20 protein-coding genes and 1 riboswitch are annotated in these 17,777 nt (G+C 36.3%); of the genes, 10 read left to right on the top strand and 10 right to left on the bottom strand.

The window, feature by feature from the left end; genetic code table 11:
- The 5 genes from HMPREF3029_RS09445 to lysA form a co-directional block, all read right to left on the bottom strand.
- A partial coding sequence (locus tag HMPREF3029_RS09445) for a 4-hydroxy-tetrahydrodipicolinate reductase (protein WP_305778325.1) occupies positions 1-444 on the bottom strand: 444 nt, incomplete at its 3' end.
- A gap of 11 nt (positions 445-455) precedes the next feature.
- Positions 456-1,334 carry a 4-hydroxy-tetrahydrodipicolinate synthase gene (gene dapA, locus HMPREF3029_RS06655; RefSeq protein WP_070710230.1) on the bottom strand — a complete coding sequence of 293 codons (879 nt, stop codon included), beginning with the start codon at positions 1,332-1,334 and terminating at the stop codon, positions 456-458.
- A gap of 12 nt (positions 1,335-1,346) precedes the next feature.
- Positions 1,347-2,303 (bottom strand): aspartate-semialdehyde dehydrogenase, encoded by a 957-nt coding sequence (locus HMPREF3029_RS06650; protein ID WP_070710229.1) that lies wholly within the window; start codon positions 2,301-2,303, stop codon positions 1,347-1,349.
- 11 nt (positions 2,304-2,314) lie between these two features.
- Positions 2,315-3,490: an aspartate kinase gene (locus HMPREF3029_RS06645; RefSeq protein ID WP_070710228.1), complete on the bottom strand. Its 1,176-nt coding sequence runs from the start codon at positions 3,488-3,490 to the stop codon at positions 2,315-2,317.
- A gap of 1 nt (position 3,491) precedes the next feature.
- Positions 3,492-4,778, bottom strand: a complete 1,287-nt coding sequence (gene lysA / locus HMPREF3029_RS06640) for a diaminopimelate decarboxylase (RefSeq protein ID WP_070710227.1) — start codon at positions 4,776-4,778, stop codon at positions 3,492-3,494.
- 63 nt (positions 4,779-4,841) lie between these two features.
- A riboswitch (Lysine riboswitch) is annotated at positions 4,842-4,986 on the bottom strand.
- Between the two features lie 226 nt (positions 4,987-5,212).
- On the opposite strand from lysA, the gene HMPREF3029_RS06635 reads away from it, so the two are divergent.
- Both HMPREF3029_RS06635 and HMPREF3029_RS06630 read left to right on the top strand, forming a co-directional pair.
- Positions 5,213-6,322, top strand: coding sequence for a PfkB family carbohydrate kinase (locus HMPREF3029_RS06635; protein WP_070710226.1), 1,110 nt, complete (start codon positions 5,213-5,215; stop codon positions 6,320-6,322).
- The gene (locus tag HMPREF3029_RS06630) at positions 6,306-7,220 is read left to right on the top strand and encodes a pseudouridine-5'-phosphate glycosidase (protein WP_068130423.1); all 915 of its coding nucleotides are present in this window, start codon (positions 6,306-6,308) and stop codon (positions 7,218-7,220) included. The genes HMPREF3029_RS06635 and HMPREF3029_RS06630 overlap by 17 nt, the downstream gene beginning before the upstream one ends.
- A gap of 439 nt (positions 7,221-7,659) precedes the next feature.
- Here HMPREF3029_RS06630 and HMPREF3029_RS06625 read toward each other — a convergent pair whose 3' ends face one another.
- Entirely contained in the window at positions 7,660-8,577 is a 918-nt protein-coding gene (locus HMPREF3029_RS06625) for a nuclease-related domain-containing protein (protein ID WP_070710225.1), read from the bottom strand.
- 573 nt (positions 8,578-9,150) lie between these two features.
- Positions 9,151-9,696 (bottom strand): Maf family protein, encoded by a 546-nt coding sequence (locus HMPREF3029_RS06620; protein ID WP_083315003.1) that lies wholly within the window; start codon positions 9,694-9,696, stop codon positions 9,151-9,153.
- A 121-nt stretch (positions 9,697-9,817) separates the two neighbouring features.
- Here HMPREF3029_RS06620 and HMPREF3029_RS06615 point away from each other — a divergent pair, with 121 nt between their 5' ends.
- The 7 genes from HMPREF3029_RS06615 (at position 9,818) to fumC (ending at position 15,132) form a co-directional block, all read left to right on the top strand.
- Entirely contained in the window at positions 9,818-10,165 is a 348-nt protein-coding gene (locus tag HMPREF3029_RS06615) for a DUF6176 family protein (protein WP_068130678.1), read from the top strand.
- Positions 10,166-10,213: 48 nt separating this feature from the next.
- Positions 10,214-11,341: a tRNA epoxyqueuosine(34) reductase QueG gene (gene queG / locus HMPREF3029_RS06610; protein WP_070456230.1), complete on the top strand. Its 1,128-nt coding sequence runs from the start codon at positions 10,214-10,216 to the stop codon at positions 11,339-11,341.
- A 3-nt stretch (positions 11,342-11,344) separates the two neighbouring features.
- Positions 11,345-11,812 (top strand): tRNA (uridine(34)/cytosine(34)/5-carboxymethylaminomethyluridine(34)-2'-O)-methyltransferase TrmL, encoded by a 468-nt coding sequence (gene trmL / locus HMPREF3029_RS06605; protein ID WP_371327384.1) that lies wholly within the window; start codon positions 11,345-11,347, stop codon positions 11,810-11,812.
- Between the two features lie 10 nt (positions 11,813-11,822).
- Positions 11,823-12,566, top strand: a complete 744-nt coding sequence (nfsA, locus tag HMPREF3029_RS06600; RefSeq protein WP_070710223.1) for an oxygen-insensitive NADPH nitroreductase — start codon at positions 11,823-11,825, stop codon at positions 12,564-12,566.
- Between the two features lie 312 nt (positions 12,567-12,878).
- Entirely contained in the window at positions 12,879-13,463 is a 585-nt protein-coding gene (locus HMPREF3029_RS06595; RefSeq protein ID WP_070710222.1) for a sugar phosphate isomerase family, read from the top strand.
- An 11-nt stretch (positions 13,464-13,474) separates the two neighbouring features.
- Positions 13,475-13,660: a hypothetical protein gene (locus tag HMPREF3029_RS06590; RefSeq protein WP_070710221.1), complete on the top strand. Its 186-nt coding sequence runs from the start codon at positions 13,475-13,477 to the stop codon at positions 13,658-13,660.
- An 83-nt stretch (positions 13,661-13,743) separates the two neighbouring features.
- Complete coding sequence (gene fumC / locus HMPREF3029_RS06585) at positions 13,744-15,132, top strand: class II fumarate hydratase (RefSeq protein ID WP_068130659.1); 1,389 nt, start codon at positions 13,744-13,746, stop codon at positions 15,130-15,132.
- A gap of 42 nt (positions 15,133-15,174) precedes the next feature.
- Here fumC and HMPREF3029_RS06580 read toward each other — a convergent pair whose 3' ends face one another.
- Genes HMPREF3029_RS06580 through HMPREF3029_RS06570 form a run of 3 tightly spaced genes read right to left on the bottom strand, consistent with a single transcriptional unit; the run spans position 15,175 to position 16,875 of the window.
- Positions 15,175-15,963 (bottom strand): RluA family pseudouridine synthase, encoded by a 789-nt coding sequence (locus HMPREF3029_RS06580; protein WP_070710220.1) that lies wholly within the window; start codon positions 15,961-15,963, stop codon positions 15,175-15,177.
- Positions 15,960-16,463, bottom strand: coding sequence for a thioredoxin family protein (locus HMPREF3029_RS06575; RefSeq protein ID WP_070710219.1), 504 nt, complete (start codon positions 16,461-16,463; stop codon positions 15,960-15,962). The genes HMPREF3029_RS06580 and HMPREF3029_RS06575 overlap by 4 nt, the downstream gene beginning before the upstream one ends.
- On the bottom strand, positions 16,453-16,875 hold the full coding sequence (locus tag HMPREF3029_RS06570; protein ID WP_306452479.1) for a disulfide oxidoreductase: 423 nt from the start codon (positions 16,873-16,875) through the stop codon (positions 16,453-16,455). Before HMPREF3029_RS06570 ends, HMPREF3029_RS06575 begins: the two co-directional genes overlap by 11 nt.
- A gap of 100 nt (positions 16,876-16,975) precedes the next feature.
- Here HMPREF3029_RS06570 and HMPREF3029_RS06565 point away from each other — a divergent pair.
- Positions 16,976-17,777 (top strand): GAF domain-containing sensor histidine kinase (locus tag HMPREF3029_RS06565; protein WP_070710218.1); only part of this gene is annotated, 802 nt, incomplete at its 3' end.

The following is a 17,777-nucleotide window of genomic DNA, read 5'->3' as shown; positions in this document are numbered from 1 at the left end:
ATAACATGTGAGCTGTACCACTTGGTGCATCTTTTTTTTATTATGGTGCGTTTCAGTAATTTCAATATCAAAATTTTGTAACGCTCGAGACACTGTTTCAGCAAGTTTTTCTAATATGTTAATACCGAGACTATAGTTACCAGCATAAACGATAGGAATTTCTTTTGATGCTTTATTGATCTCTTCCATACTGTCAATTCCAGTCGTTGCAATAACGACTGGAATCTTTTTAGTTGTTGCGAAATCGAGTAGAGGAGAGAGTAAATCAGGCGATGAAAAATCAATAATTACATCGATATTTTCCGTCACATCGTTAAAATTATCGTAAATATGATCTTCATTACTATGACCGATACCAGCAGCAACTGTATGATTTGAATCTTCAATTGTTTTAACTAATACTTGTCCCATTTGACCGGTAATTCCAACAATTAGTATATTCATAGACTTCACCCTTATAATCTATTTAAACACTTTAGTGTTTGATGGATGCTTTGCTGCACGTTTTCTTCAGCGACTGTAAGAGGTAATCTTAACTCTGATGTACCAAACCCGAGTAAGTGAGTCGCATATTTAATTGGTACTGGACTCACATCAGAAAACGCCGCTTCTATAAATGGTAATAATTTTAACTGTAACTCTTTTGATTTTTTAGAGTCACCGTTTAAGAAACTATGGACCATCTCACTCGTTTCTTTTGGGAAGATATTTGCAACGACTGATATTACACCTTCAGCACCGACAGCTAGCATCGGTACAGTTAGATCATCATTTCCTGAAATAATCTGGAATTCATCAGGTGTATTATTTCTAATATTCATCGTATACGATAAATCACCGGATGCATCTTTAATACCACAAATATTTTTATGTTTAGATAATTCGACAACAACGTTTAGTGGAATGTTATGACCCGTACGTCCTGGAACTGAGTAGAGCATTACAGGGACCTTGCTGACGTTTGCGATCTCAGTAAAGTGTTCAATTAAACCAGTGTCTGTCCCTTTATTATAGAAAGGGGAGACGACGAGAAGCCCGTCGACGTCTAATTCTGACACTTCTTTACTAAATGAGACTGCGTCTTTAGTGTTATTGCTTCCTGTACCGACGATGATTGGTACACGTCGGTTTACTTTGTCGATTGTAAAATTAATGACTTCAAGTTTTTCATCAATAGACAATGTTGCTGCTTCACCAGTAGTACCGATTGAAATAATAGCATCGATTCCTTCTTTAATTTGAAATTCAATAAGTTCACCGAGTGCTTCAAAATCAATGTCACCTGAATTTGTAAATGGTGTAACAATCGCTACACCTGAACCTTTAAATAACATACTAATCTCTCCTTAATTTAAAATTTCTGCAATTTGAACAGAATTTGTCGCTGCACCTTTACGGATATTGTCCGCAGTGACGAACATATGAATACCGTTATCTGTACTATAATCTCTACGGATTCTACCGACATATACGTCATCTGTACCATTTGCGTCTTCAGTAATCGGGTAAACTAAATTTTCAATATCGTCTTTAATAACAACACCTTCAGCTTCTTCTAGTACTTTATAAATATCTTTAATATCAAAATCTTGTTCAAATTCGATGTCGATATTGACTGCGTGACCATTTTCAATAGGGACACGCACCGTTGTTGCGGTTACTTTTAACTGCTCATCATTTAAAATTTTTTTCGTTTCTTCAATCATTTTCATTTCTTCTTTTGTATAGCCGTTATCTAAAAATACATCAATGTGTGGTAGAACACTTTGTTGAATGTTATACGGATACGTATTCGTCGTACCGTTTTTTAAATCTTCAATACCCCGAGCACCAGATCCTGATACGGCTTGATATGTCGTATATGTGATGCGTTTAATTCCGAACTTTTGAAGCGGCTTTAACGCGACGACTGACTGAATTGTCGAGCAATTTGGATTTGCAATGAGTATTTCATCATTTAAATCGTCTCTATTTACTTCAGGGACGATTAACGGCACGTTTTCATCCATTCGGTACACGCTACTATTATCAATCGCAACAATACCTTTTTCTTTTGCAAGGGGGATAAATTTCTCTGAAACTGCGCCACCTGCGGCAAAGAATAGTACGTCGATGTCTCTATCAAATACTGATTCTTCTAATTCTTCTAACGTATAATCTTTACCATTAAAAGTAATTGTTTCTCCTGCGGATTTTTTAGAACTAAATAGATAAAGTTCATCGACGTTAAAATTTCTTTCTTCTAACACTTGTAAAATCGTACGTCCAACTGTGCCACTTGCACCAACGACTGCAATATTCATAACTATTCCTCCTAAAGTTCAAAATGCTTTCCGAGTTTTATTACGACGTCATCTGCGATTTTGCTATCGACGACATATGAAATGCTAATTTCTGACGTTGAAATTTCATAGAAGAAAATATCTTCTTTAACGAACAATTCAAACACTTGTGCAGCGATACCGACTTGACTACGCATCGCAGTACCGACGATTGAGACTTTGGATAGGTTATCTTTAATTTCATAATCTAGGTTAAGCTCTGTAAGCACTCGTTTCGTATCTTCTATCGATGATTTTTCACTCGTAAACGTCACTTCTTTTCTATCGTTTAACCGTGTATGACTAATAATATCTACGTTGACGTTTTCTTTAGCGAGTTCTAAAAAGATATTTGAAATATTGACGTCTTTTGTATCGTGAATAATAACGAGTACAACGTCATCTAATTTTGAGACACTTGTTAATTTTGTATCTTCCATATCATAAGCCTCCAGTACTTTTGTGCCTTTTGTTTTACCGTCGTTTAATAAAATTTCCATTGGGACATTAAATTTATACGCAAGTTCAACACTTCTTGGTTCAATGACCTTTGTGCCGAGATGCGCCATTTCCATGAGTTCTTCGTATGTGACGACGTTTAACTTTTTCGCGTCACTATAAATTCTCGGGTCAATAGAGTAAATGCCGGAAACATCCGTATAAATTGCACATTTCGCATTTAATTTTACAGCGAGGGCAACAGCTGACGTATCTGATCCTCCGCGACCAAACGTTGTAATATCTCCTAGAGGATTTATTCCTTGGAATCCAGTCACGACGACGATTTCATTTTGTCTTAAATGATTTTCTATACGTTCTATATTTACGTCAGTAATTTTATTTTTACCGTGAACACCGTCGCTTTTAAATCCAGCTTGAAATCCAGTTAACGCGACAGCTTTATGCCCGGCTTCATTTAAGTGAATCGCGAGGAGTGCAGCACTTTTGTTTTCTCCAGTTGAAACGAGCATATCTAGTTCACGTTTAGACGGTGTCGTGGACAACGCATGTGCCATATCTAATAATTCATTCGTCGAGTCTCCCATTGCTGAAACGACGACAACGACTTCTTCTGTTTTACTTTTTTCTAGTATGATGTCACTCGCACTTTTAATCTTTTCTAAATCTTTTAAAGACGAGCCTCCAAATTTCATGACGAGTCGTTCCATTTTAAAAGACCTCATTTCTTATTAAATCTTCGTAAGTTTCTCTTTTTACTGCAAGATGCGTTTCACCATCTTTAACAAATACGACTGCGCCTCGCGGGATTTTGTTGTAGTTTGACGCCATCGACTCTGTATACGCACCAGTGGATGGTACTGCAAGTGTGTCGTTAATGTTAGCTTTTGGTAACTTAATATTTTCTATTAAGACGTCGCCACTTTCACATAACTTACCGGCAATTCGGTAATTAGTTATTTTATTAGCAGTCATATTATTAGCGATTGCCGCAGTGTATTTTGCTTCGTATAAAGAAGGACGTAAGTTGTCGTTCATACCACCGTCGATCAGTAAAAAGTCAATGTGACTTGACGGCTTAATATGAGAGACGTTATAAAGTGTTGTTCCAAAATCATTAATTAATGATCGACCAGGTTCAATAGAGATCGTTTCAACATCAATATCATATTCACGGATATAATTTTCGAGTACGTCTATATATTCATTTAAAAAATTTTCGAGTTGAAGCGGTTGATCACCTTTAGTGTAGTAAACACCAAATCCGCCACCTAAGTTTAATTCATCGAGTTTTAAATTGAACTCTTTTTGAACGTCGCTATAAAATTCAATCATACGTTTTGCTTCAGTAAAATAAGGCTTAGAGTCAAAAATTTGTGATCCAATATGACAATGAAATCCTTTAAAATCTAAATGATTTAAATGATGAAGTTTATCTAAAAACTGTAAGGCTTCTTGAAATGTCATTCCAAATTTAGAATCATCGTTAGACGTTTGAATATATTTATGTGTGTCTGTTTCAATAGTTGGATTAACTCTTAATAAGACACGTTGTGTTTCATTTAATTTACTTAAAATATCGTTTAACATATTTGCTTCACTTAAATTGTCTAAAACGATCGTACCGACATTTTCTCTTACTGCAAATTCTAATTCTTCATAAGTTTTTGCATTACCATGAAAGTAAATATTTTCAGTATCAAATCCTGAATGCTTCGCAACGAAGAGTTCGCCACCACTCACAACGTCAAGTGACAGTTGATGAGATTTTAATTGCTTCACTAAATAACTGCATAGGAAAGCTTTTCCAGCGTAAATAATATTTGTGTTAAAGAATCTTGATTTAAAATGATTTTTAAATGTATTAATTTTTTCATCGATTCCTGTTTCATCAAACACGTAAAGTGGGGTACCATACTTTTCTTTTAGAGTAGAAGTTGCTACGCCACCAATTACTAATTCGTTATCAATCACTTCAGAAGTACCAAATAATCTCATCATTATCCTCCTTATAAATAAAAAACTCATGAGTACAAATGGCACTCATGAGTTCGGTGCCCTCAATGCAACTGCTCACCACTATAAGATTGGGCGTCTTATAGTGACAGTACTATCCTTATTCAGAAATAGTCCCAACGAAAATATCGTTTCGGCGATGGCTCCTTTCGAAAATTCTACTATTAGCGCACCGCGACCTCTTGTTACATTGAATATTAAATTGTATTTAAAATCTGAAAATTTTGATTAGAGAAAATATATCATACAAATTTGAAAGGGTCAAATATACTTTAAAAATAATAGAAAAATATATAGCGTCATGATAAAATAAGTGAGCAGTAGCAATGCGTTATTTTTCACAAAGTTATACTGCTAAAATTTGATTGATGTGCTGTATAATAATAGATAGAAATCGTTTGAGAGGAGATAGGCTGTTGGATCAAAGAGAGGCTGAAGTATTAAATCTCATAAAAGAGAACCCGTTTATTTCTCAGTCGGAGTTATCTAAAAAGCTTGGTTTAACTGCTTCGAGTGTATCGAGAATTATAGCAGATCTCGTGCATAAAGAGTTTATTCAGGGACAAGCTTATGTTTTAAATGAAGAGTTCCCGATTGTCTGTGTCGGTGCAGCGAATATTGATAAGAAGTTTTTTGTTCATGAAAAGTTGATTCATGGAACGTCGAATCCGATTGATTCTGCGCATTCTGTCGGTGGAGTCGTGCGTAATATCGCTGAGAACTTGGGTCGTTTAGGCCAAAATGTGGCGCTCATTACGACAAGAGGTGATGACGCAGAGTGGCTGAAGGTAAAAGAAGCTTCTGAAGCGTATATTAATTTAGATTTTACTGAAATCATCGAAGGGAAAAATACAGGCGCATATACCGCATTAATAAACCGTGAAGGCGAAATGGAGTACGGTTTTGCGGATATGAGTATTTACGATGAATTCACACCTGAAGTACTAATTCGTCAGACGTATATTTTAAAGCGTGCAAAATGTATTGTAGCGGATTTAAACGTTCCGAAAGTAACGCTTGAATTTTTAGTGGCATATGCAGAAAAACACGATATTAAGCTCGTATTTATTCCTGTATCTGGACCGAAAATGGAGCGTCTGCCGGATTATTTAGAGCCAGTGGATTGGTTGATTGTAAACCGCGATGAGACCGAAGCGCAGTTTAATATGGTCATTCAGACGGATGAAGATTTAATGGAAGGTGCGAAGCTTTGGAACGCACGCGGTGTGTCTAACGTCATCGTAACGAACGGATCTAAATCTTTAGCGTATGCGTCTAAAGATTATGAAAAGATTTACCCAATTAAAAAATCGAACCGCGTCGTCGACGTAACAGGAGCTGGCGATAGTTTTTCTAGCGCAGTGATTTACGGTTGGCTAAATGGGTATAGTATAGATGACTGTATTGAACTTGGTATGGTCAACTCAACAAAAACGATTGAAACAGATTTTACAGTACGTCAAGATTTAACAGAAAAGCAGTTAAAATTAGATTTGGAGGCTTATAGGAATGAATCATTTAATTGATCTTACAAAAGAAGTACAAGAAGCATTAGAAAATAATAAACCAGTGGTTGCATTAGAGTCGACTATTATTTCTCACGGAATGCCGTATCCCCAAAACGTAGAGATGGCGAAAAAGACTGAAGAAATCATTAGAGAAAACGGTGCAGTACCAGCGACAATCGCAATTATGGACGGCCGTATTAAAGTTGGACTTACTGAAGACGATTTAGAACTACTTGCTAAAGAAGGACGTAACGTTACTAAAGTATCTCGTCGTGACTTAGCAGAAGTTATCGCAATGAAAACACTCGGTGCGACGACTGTAGCATCTACAATGATTTGTGCGAACCTAGCAGGAATCAAATTCTTCGTTACAGGTGGAATCGGTGGTGTACACCGCGGATATGAAGAGCATATGGACGTATCAGCAGACTTAGACGAACTTGGTAAAACAGACGTCGTCGTAATTTCTGCAGGTGCGAAATCTATTTTAGACTTACCAAGAACATTAGAATACCTTGAAACAAAAGGTGTACCAGTAATTGGATATCAAACAGAAGAGTTACCAGCATTCTTCACGAGAGAAAGCGGACTTAAACTCGCATCACACTTCGATACGACAGAAGATATCGCAAAAGTTATTAAAGCAAAACACGATTTAGGACTTGAAGGTGGTACGAGCGTCGTAAACCCAATTCCTGAAGATGAAGCACTCGACAAAGACTACATCAACGGTGTGATCCAAGAAGCGGTAGAACAAATGGAAAAAGACGGTGTCGGCGGTAAAGAAGCAACACCTTACTTATTAAAAGCAATCGTTGAAAAAACAGACGGAAAAAGCTTAGAAGCTAACATCAACCTCGTATACAACAACGCAAAAATCGGCGCACAAATCGCGGTTGATTACTACAAGCTGTAATTAGATAATAGAAGTTAGTGCCCCCTCACATGGTGTGAGGGGGTTTTTATTCATTAAATAATAGTGTATGGTTACTCGAATGTTTGACGAATAGAGGTTTATTCGTGAAGAAATTGTGGGAAGTTACACTGTAACTTAATGAATAAAGGCTCATTCGCTAAGGAATAGTGTAGAGTTACCCGAACCCTTGATGAACTGCGTCACATTCATTAAGAAAAAGTGTAGAGTTACCTGAACCCTTGATGAACTGCGTCGTATTCATTAAGAAATAGTGTAGAGTTACCCGAACCCCTGATGAACTGCGTCGCATTCATGAAGTAATAGTGTAGAGTTACCCGAACCCTTGATGAACAGCGTCACATTCATTAAGAAAAAGTGAATAGGAGCTACACAGAAACATAAAGAAGAACTATCAATTCTAGACGTAACCGTTAATTTGTTAGTGATCATTTTCTTTATCCACAAAATAGACCATACGACTTGTACCAATTCTTTCGTAATAGCGATTCATAATTTTTCTCAATTTATAATACGAAATGCGACCATCCGTGAAGTCATATATATTTTTATAAGTCACTTTTTCGTCTGGAAATAAGCTCTGAAAATCCTGGATAACTTCAATAATGATATCTTTTTGATGATAAAAACTACCGCACTGTTTGCAAATATATTTTTCATGACCATTTTCGACTAATTTCTCACCATCCAATCTACAAAAAATACCTTTATTTATAGTGTTGAACGTATAATTAACATCGCAATGACGAGTTATTTCGTTGTAACACATTAATATACGTTGTCTAATCGAATTGGCATGAGATTTTAGTGGGAAATTGTTTTTCTTCAAATTTTCAAGAAATGCTGGAAGTTGCGCGTTTGTAACAATCATTTCATCAATCGGCGCATTAAAAAGATGAAAGTTATTGTTAAGAAAAATCACATATTTTTCAATAGGAATACTATAATTTAATTGCTGCAGCAATTGAGTAAATTTATCACTAGTATCGTTAATTTGTTGTATTGGAGACTTCAATAGTCGATTTGTTTTAAAGGTATAAAAATTATTGTCTTGAAATACTAAATTGCCGTTATAGTTTTTTACTTCAAAAAGTACTATCTTATTATTAAATATTGCTAACGTGTCAATTTGTCGTTCAGATCCGTTGATTATAAATCTAAAGTCATGAATAGTTGTACAAAATTCGGACATAATGCGATCAAAATTATTAGAAAAACTGATTTCTCCTTCATATCCTAAATTCAGATATCTCAAATATTGATTCTCATGGCTATTCAAATGCCCCCTCTTTTTTAAAGCGATTAACTGACGATGAGCAAGCGATTTTTTTATCTTCATATAATCCTCCTATATACAATATTCACTATATAATTATAAACTTTTCTACTCTTTATAGAAGCTAATTACAAGTTTTGATTATAAATATACTGTTTTAAAATTTCTGCGAAACAATCATGTGAATTACTTAAAAATTGCAACCCATTATTAAAAAATTGTAATGATATTGGAATTTTAAAAGAAGAAATACATAGTGCCTCTTAAAATTTCGCAACAATTTATGTTTGTATGTTCCGAAATTACTGGAGTGTCACTAGAAATGGATAATATGAAGTAATAATTAATAAGAGAGCATCTATTCGTGCAGTAACAGTGTAGATTTACCCTAAAGTTTGATGAACAGCGACTTATTCATGAAGTAATAGTGTAGATTTACCCGAAAGCTTGACGAATAGCGGCTTATTCATGAAGTAATAGTGTAGATTTACCCGAAAGCTTGACGAATAGCGGCTTATTCATGAAGTAATAGTGTAGGTTTACCCGAAAGCTTGACGAATAGTAACTTATTGATGAAAAACACCTGCTAATCTTCTTCCCCTAGTTAACTGAATAGAAGTTAGCAAGTGTTATTCCTTATTCAAAAATTCTCAGTTCCCGACACACATCTCCAAGTGGTAATCCAACGACAGCGTTGTAATCACCGGAGATTCGCTTAACAAACTTCGCGCCGAGTCCCTGGATACCGTAGGCTGCTGCTTTGTCATATGGTTCGTCTGTGTTTAAGTAGTGTTCGATTTCTTTATCGTCTAACTCGAAGAACTCGACTTCAGTTTCTCTAACGATTGGTATTTCAGTGTCACCTTTACGCAGGAGTGCTGCTGAAATAACAGTATGCGTTTTGCCCGATAGCATTTTAAGCATGTGGCGTGCGTCGGCTCGGTCAGCCGGCTTTTCTAATATTTCACCGTTAAACTGTATGAGTGTGTCACACGATAAAATAATGTCTTCGTCGTTATCAATCGCGTATGATTTTAAGCTTGCGAGAGCCATTGCTTTCTTCTGTGGATCTCTTTCAGTGACAGAAGATTCGTCAACGTTTGGGATAATAGTTAAAAAGTTTAATTCGACTTGTTTTAATAACTCTTGCCGTCTCGGTGATCCAGATGCTAAAATAAGCATAAATTGTCTCAATCCTTTCTTTATAATAGGTGTGGAGATATTCTAAAATAAGTGTATAATCTAATAATGTATTGAGTATCATTTTAGAATGTTTATTTGCATATCGCAAGAGGTGAAATAAATGTATAAAGTGGAATTAACTAAATTTAGAGTGAAGCCAGGTAAGTCTAAAAAAGTAGACCGCTGGTTGAAATACATCCAAGAAAATATGGAAGGTGTCATTCGTAACGTCGAAGGTGAAAAAGTATATGTCGAGACGATTTTCCGTGAAGCGTTTAACGATGTAGAATATCTTTACTGGTATACAATTCAAGATAAAGAAGCAGCAGAAAGTGAAACGACTTCACCGATTGATCAAACACATATCGACTTTTTTGAAGACTGTATTGATCACACGTTCCATCCGGAAGACATGGTGTCAGAGGTACTCATCATTCCTGATCGTATAAAAAAAGCAATGCAGTATTAAAAGAAGCCAACTTCGGCTTCTTTTTTAATCTATTTAAAGAGGTGGCGTATGGACTATCAAAAGTTAAAAGATGAAATAATAGAATACGCACATACAATCGGCATTGACGAAATTGGTTTTACGACAGCAGAACCGTTTCATGAGTTTAGAGATAAATTAATTTCGTACTACGAAAACAATTATGAATCTGGTTTTGAAAAAGGGACGATTGAAGAGCGTGTAAATCCGAAGTTGTCTCTCCCGAGTGCGCGTTCAATTATCGCGATTGCAGTTGGGTATCCGAATCGTCTACCAAAAGACGCACCGAAGTCTCGTAAAGGCGAACGTCGTGGTATATTCGCGAGGTCTTCTTGGGGATTTGATTACCATCATTTACTTAGAACGAGGCTCGAAAAGTTAGAGGCGTTTATAAAAGAACGAGTCGACGGTGTTGAAACGATGTCTATGGTCGATACGGGTGTTTTATCTGATAGAGAAGTTGCGCTACGAAGTGGTCTCGGATTTGTCGGTAAAAACGGATTTATAATCAATCCGAAACTTGGCACGTGGACGTACTTAGGTGAAATGCTTATTAGCATTCCGTTTCCGCCAGATAAACCACTCGTTGGAACTTGTGGGGACTGTACGATTTGTATTGACCGCTGTCCAACGGGAGCACTCGTTGGCAACGGACAACTCGATTCTAAAAAGTGTATATCGTTTTTAACACAGACGAAAACATTTGTGCCAGACGAGTATCGTAAGTCCATCGGTAATAGAATTTACGGATGTGACACGTGTCAGCAAGTGTGCCCGTTAAACGTTGGTATCAATACCCAGCAAGACGATATTATACTAGAGCCAGAAATTTTAAAGCCGGAATTAACGAGTCTTTTAAAAGTGTCAAATAGAGAATTCAAAGAGACGTATGGTCACTTAGCAGGTGTATGGCGCGGTAAAAATCCGTTACAGCGTAACGCAATTATCGCGCTCGCACATTTTAAAGAAGAAAGTGCGATCCCGACGTTAAAAGACGTCGCAGAAAACGACGTACGCCCTGTCATTAAAGGGACAGCGTACTGGGCGATTGGACAAATTTTAGGCGATAGAGCACTCGATTATATTCACGAGCGCTACAGTAAAGAAACAGACGAAGCAGTAAAAGAAGAAATGCTAAAAGGTATACAAGAGGGTTAAATTATGAATCATATCGTATTATTTCGACCAGATATTCCACAAAATACAGGGAATATCGGACGTACATGTGCAGCGACGAAAACGAAGTTGCATCTAATAAAACCATTAGGGTTTGAAATTACTGACAAACATTTAAAGCGTGCAGGTATGGATTACTGGTACGATCTCGATATTACATATCACGAGAGTATCGAAGACTTTTTAGAAGAAGCAGACGGGAAACTTTACTTTATTTCTAAATTCGGAGAAAATTATTATCATGAAGAGGATTATTCTGATTCAGATGAAGACCACTATCTAATTTTCGGCAGAGAAACGAAAGGTCTTCCAGACTATATTAAAGAAAAGTACAAAGACCGTTTAATGCGTATTCCGATGCACGAAGATTTTAGAAGTTTAAATCTTTCAAATACAGTTGCGATGGTGCTTTACGAAGCGCTACGTCAACAAGGTTTTAAAGGACTTATATAGGAGGATGAACATGAACGAGACAATTCAATTATTACAAAATCACCGATCGATTCGTGATTTTAAAGATCAACCACTTGAAAGAGAAGTGATTGAAACACTAGTGAAATCTGCACAGCAAGCTTCGACGTCAAGCTACGTTCAAGCGTATTCAATTATCGGTGTGACAGATGAAGATAAAAAACAAGCGATTATGGAAATTAGTACACAACCGTACGTAAAAGATAATGGTCATTTATTTATCTTTGTCGCAGACTATAATCGTCATTTAGAGCTTGCAAAACGTAAAGGATATGAAATACATTTTGATACGACTGAAAGTTTACTCATCGGTGTCGTAGACGCAGCGCTTGCAGCACAGAACTTAGCAGTCGCAGCAGAGTCTCTAGACTTAGGGATTTGTTATTTAGGTTCGATTCGTAACAATACGAAAAAAATGATTGAAATTTTAGAACTACCAGAAGGAACGTTCCCAGTGATTGGTATGGCAGTTGGATATAAAAATAGCGAAGGTAGTTTTAAAGAAAGATTACCACAAGACACAGTTTACTTTGAAAATACGTATCCAGAATTTGAACAAATCGAAGCGTCTCTAAATGATTACGATGAATCAATTACAGAGTATTATAAAACTCGCGATGAAAATAAACGACAAGATAACTGGTCAGAGCAAGTCGTTAAGAAATTATCAAAAATGGACCAAGTCCGTAAAGATATAAAAGACGTATTAAATGCACAAGGATTTTTAAAAGATTAAACGAAAAAACGCAAACTTTAGAAGTTTGCGTTTTGTTATGTCATTATTATTTTTCATCTGGTCCGTTATCGACGTATCCTGGTTTGTTTTCTTTACCAGCTGTAAGAATCGAAGTTAGGAATGCTGCACATACCATAAAGATAAGAATTGCTTTCATCTATAATATCCCCCAGTGCGTTTAATAGTTACTCTCATTATAAACTATTTTGTCAGTGAAACAAAGCGTATTTTAAATATCAATTAAACATTGTTTAAAATGGCTGTTTTCGGGTAATCTATTATTAATAACTGTTCTGATAGGAGACGACAATTATGGCTTTAAACTTTAGAATTTATGAAACAAAACATGATGCGGATTTATTTTTAGCAGATCAATTAAGAAAACAAATTTCATTAAATCCGGATTCTACATTAGTACTTGATTTAAACGATACATTAGATAACGCATATGATCATTTAATCGGTGAAGTAAATAACCATCCAGTCAATTTAGCAAACGTGAAATTATTACTTGCAAATGGTGATGGGGGTGCGAAATTTAACGCACTCGATATTCCAGAGCAACAAATTCGTAACGTAAAATCAGATGACGATTTAAATCGTTATCTCGACAAAAAAGAGAAAGTAAACGTTGCGGTATTAAATTTAGATCATGAATTTAAAGGATTTAAATCTGGTAGTAGCGACGACTTATTTAAAGCAAAAGAGTTATTTATATATGCGTCAGGTAGCGGTGCGAGTGAAACAGTTCGTAAACTATACGACGCAGATATGAGTAAAGATTCTCCGTTAAGTAAAGTAAAAAATCATCGTATGGTAACTGTTATTTTAGACGCTGAAGCGGCGAGTAAACTAGATAGAGACATTCGCGAATTTTACACGTACAAGTTTGCGTAGGAGAGATAATGATGGATAAAAAACGTAATGAAGAATACACTGACGAAAATACGATGACGTTTAATACAGAAGACGTAAAAGCACTCGGTGAAGAGATGGAAGCTATCTCCGAGGGCCAAACAGCGTCAATAGACCATACAAACCACGGTGCGGACTTAGAAGATAAAGACCTCGACAAAGACGAGAATAAAAAGTAATTATGAACTAAATAATTTTAAGTGAATCCTCCTGTAATTTCAGTTATACTAATGGTAAATACAAATTCAGGAGGATTTTTTTAATGTCTTACAGAATAGAACATGATACGTTTGGTGAAATTAAAGTTCCAGCAGATAAGTTTTGGGCAGCACAAACTGAGAGAAGTCGTCAAAACTTCCCAGTTGGTAAAGAAAAAATGCCGATTGAAGTGATTGTTGCTTTTGCACAACTTAAACGCGCGGCTGCAATTGTGAACTCTGAACTCGGTAAATTATCTGAAGAGAAAAAAGACGCAATTGTTTACGCGACAGACAAAATTATCGCTAGAGAACTAGACGAGCACTTCCCGTTAGTCGTATGGCAAACTGGAAGCGGTACGCAAAGTAACATGAACGTGAACGAAGTCGTTGCACACGTTGCGAACGATTATTTAAAAGAAAAGGGTAGTGACGAGGTTGTTCATCCTAACGATGACGTCAACAAATCACAAAGCTCAAACGATACGTTCCCAACAGCAATGTACGTTGCGTTAATGACTGAAACAGAAGTGACGTTACTTCCAGCACTTCAAAAGTTACGCGACACGTTTAAAGAAAAAGAAGAAAAGTTCCAAGATATTATTAAAATCGGTCGTACACACTTACAAGATGCAACACCACTTTCACTTGGTCAAGAAGTGAGTGGCTGGAGATATTCTTTAGATAAGTCATTAGAAATGATCAACGAATCTAAAAAACAACTCGCAAACTTAGCAATCGGTGGAACTGCTGTTGGTACAGGGTTAAACGCACACCCTGAGTTCGGTGATAGAGTTGCAAAACAAATCTCTGAGCAAACAGGATATGATTTTGTTTCATCTGACAACAAATTCCACGCGTTATCACAGTACGATGAAGTTGTATACTTCCACGGTGCTTTAAAAGCATTAGCCGGAGATGTATTAAAAATCGTTAACGATATCCGTTGGTTAGCATCTGGTCCACGTGCAGGTATCGGTGAAATTACGATTCCTGAAAACGAACCAGGATCATCAATCATGCCAGGTAAAGTAAACCCAACGCAAGCTGAGATGTTATCGATGGTTGCAGCACAAGTATTTGGTAACGACGCAGCAGTAGGATTTGGGGCGTCACAAGGTAACTTCGAATTAAACGTTTATAAACCATTAATTTTAATGAACACGTTACAATCTATTTACCTTCTTGGCGACGGTATGGATACGTTCAACAACAACTGTGCAGTTGGAATTGAACCGAACATGGAAGTAATCGATGAGTTATTAAATCGTTCACTCATGTTAGTCACAGCATTAAACCCACATATCGGTTATGAAAATGCAGCGACTATTGCGAAAAACGCACATAAAAAAGGTATTACATTAAAAGAATCAGCATTAGAAACTGGTCTAGTAACAGAAGAACAGTTCGACGAATGGATCCGTCCAGAAGACATGATTCATCCGAATGCATAATTGAAATAGAAAAGGTCAGTCTCATATGAGACTGACCATTTTTTATATTTCTACATTGATAATTTCTTCTGTAACGGGATGGCTAAACTGGACACGTGACGCGTAGAGTCGTAGTATATCGTTGTTAGTGCCACCGTATATTTTATCTCCAATAATCGGTGCGCCGAGATATGACAAGTGAACGCGAATTTGATGTGTACGTCCTGTTTCCAGTTGAACTGTCACTTTATTATCTTTGATTGAAATAACGTTTGTCACTGCATGTTTTCCACGTCGATTCACTTCTTGATGATTTCTACTTTTCGCTTGTTTGATTGGTAACTCTATTTTACCGATTTTTAATCTACCGATTGAAGAGACATATACTGTATATTCTCTTATAATTTCATGGTGTTCGATCATATAGTCTAACATCTTTTTAACGTAGCTATTTTTAGCGAGTATGAGAAGGCCTTTCGTGTCGTAGTCTAATCGGTGTACGGGCTCTAAGTATACAGATGAAATTGTATTCGCCGCGTCGTTCATTAACGTATTTGTTTCGTCGTCGTTCGGATGCGTCTTTTTATTGTGCGGTTTTAACACGACTGCTAAATAATCATCTTCGTACATGACATTTACTGTCTCGTTACTTTTTATATAATTACTATCTTGTGAAAAATCAGGAAGATGAACAACATCTCCCTGACTGACTAAATCTCTTAATTGTTTTTGTTCGCCGTTTATCGTAATTTCTTTACTCATTCTTAACCAGTGCATTTCTTTTTTAGGAATATGCATTGATTTTAAAATGTTTTCTAGCGATTCGTTTTGCTGTGTGACGGTAAAAATCATTGGTTTCTAACGCTTTTAATCCATTCTACGTAGTTGTCTGCCGATTGTGCGCCGCCTTCTGCACGCGTCACTTCTTTACCGTTTTTATAGTAGACGAGTGTTGGTGTTGCAGTAATCCCTGCAGTTTGCTGGTATTCTGGATATTCTAACACGTTAAGTTGAACGAGAGGGAAATCCTCTTTTTCTTTTGCACCGATTAATAGTGGTGTAGATTCGATACAATACTTACAAACTGGGCTCCAGTAATAGACGAATAATTCATCTTCAGAATCGATCTTTTCTTGTGTCACTTCAGGTGTTTCATTGAAATGATAGTTCTCATCGTCTAATCTGTCGATCGTTGGACCTTGAAGGTCTTTGACCTCTTTATCAGTATATGGATAATAGCCACTATCGCTGACTTTTTCAGGGTCGTTTTTGTCAGACTGTAATACTAAAAATACCGCAGCAAAAGCGATGATAACAACCGCGATAATACCGTAAAATAATTTATTGTTCATAGTTTTTCTCCTTTTTAAAAGTGAGTATTGATAAAATAATAATAATAAAGAACGCTGTAAGCGACATGAACGGAATTGTTATAAATCCGAGATAGTTTACGTATGTCACTGTACAAGAGTTATCACTACACGCATTCAACCCGTCTTGTATAGCCGGTAGTTTTTGAAGTGAATAGTGGTAAATGCCGATTAAAAAGCCGAATACACTCATCGATAATATATAAATGTTCGCTTTTATGTCGTTTTTAATTATTGCGATTAAAGATATAATAGTAAGTGGGTACATTAAAATTCGTTGATACCAGCATAGCTCACATGGTATGTAGTTTCTAATTTCACTGAAATATAAAGACCCGAGTGTCGCGATGAGTGACACTAAGAAAATGAGTTGCATTAAAAATTTCTTATTCAACCTATCACCTCAATGTGTTACGTACGTTAAGTTTTATTTTAACATAAAGAGAATTGTATAGAGTAAATAAAGTGTCTAATTTTTTACAAGGAGCATGCATGTGAAAAGTAAAATAGAATTACTACGAATGATTGCAGAGTATTTAAATCAAGAGACAAATCGAGACACGATGTTAAAAGAGGCGCTGAAGTTACTGATCGACAATAGCGAATTCAATACAGGATGGATCTTTTTCATTGATAATAATGGAGAACACGACCTCGCTGCGCATTATAATTTACCAGTTGGATTAAAGGAAAATGATTATGAGAAATTATTTAACGGTAAATGTTGGTGCGTCAATCAGTATAACCATGATAATTTAAAAAATGCGACGAATATAATCGCGTGTTCTAGACTAGAAAAATTGATGCGTGAAGATGCTTCTAAAAATGAAGGGATCACACATCACGCGACAGTACCGCTTATATCTAGTGGGGATTCGTTCGGTATATTAAACGTCGCTTCTAAATACGTTAAAGCATACGATAAAGACACGTTAGATTTACTAGAATCCGTTGCGTTTCAAATTGGTTCAACGTTAAAGCGAATTGAACTGACAAAGATTGAAAAAGAAAATGCACGTATTCAAGAACGTCAACGCCTCGCAAGAGATCTCCATGATTCGATTAGCCAGACGATTTTTTCGATTAACATTATGAGTAATGCGGGAGTTAGAATTGCAGAGTCAGAAGAGATGAAATCGACGCTACAAAAAATTGAGTCGACGTCTAAATATGCAATGAATGAAATGAAAGCTCTCATATGGCAGCTAAAACCAATAGGGTTAGAAAACGGGCTTGTCGATGCATTAAAAGAATATGCAGCACTCATTCATATTGAATTATCGATTGATATCGATG

Source organism: Nosocomiicoccus sp. HMSC059G07 (assembly GCF_001815515.1).
GTDB classification, from domain to species: Bacteria; Bacillota; Bacilli; order Staphylococcales; family Salinicoccaceae; genus Nosocomiicoccus; species Nosocomiicoccus ampullae_A.
Note: the sequence above shows the minus strand (reverse complement) of the source record. Positions and strands in the feature narration are given on the sequence as shown.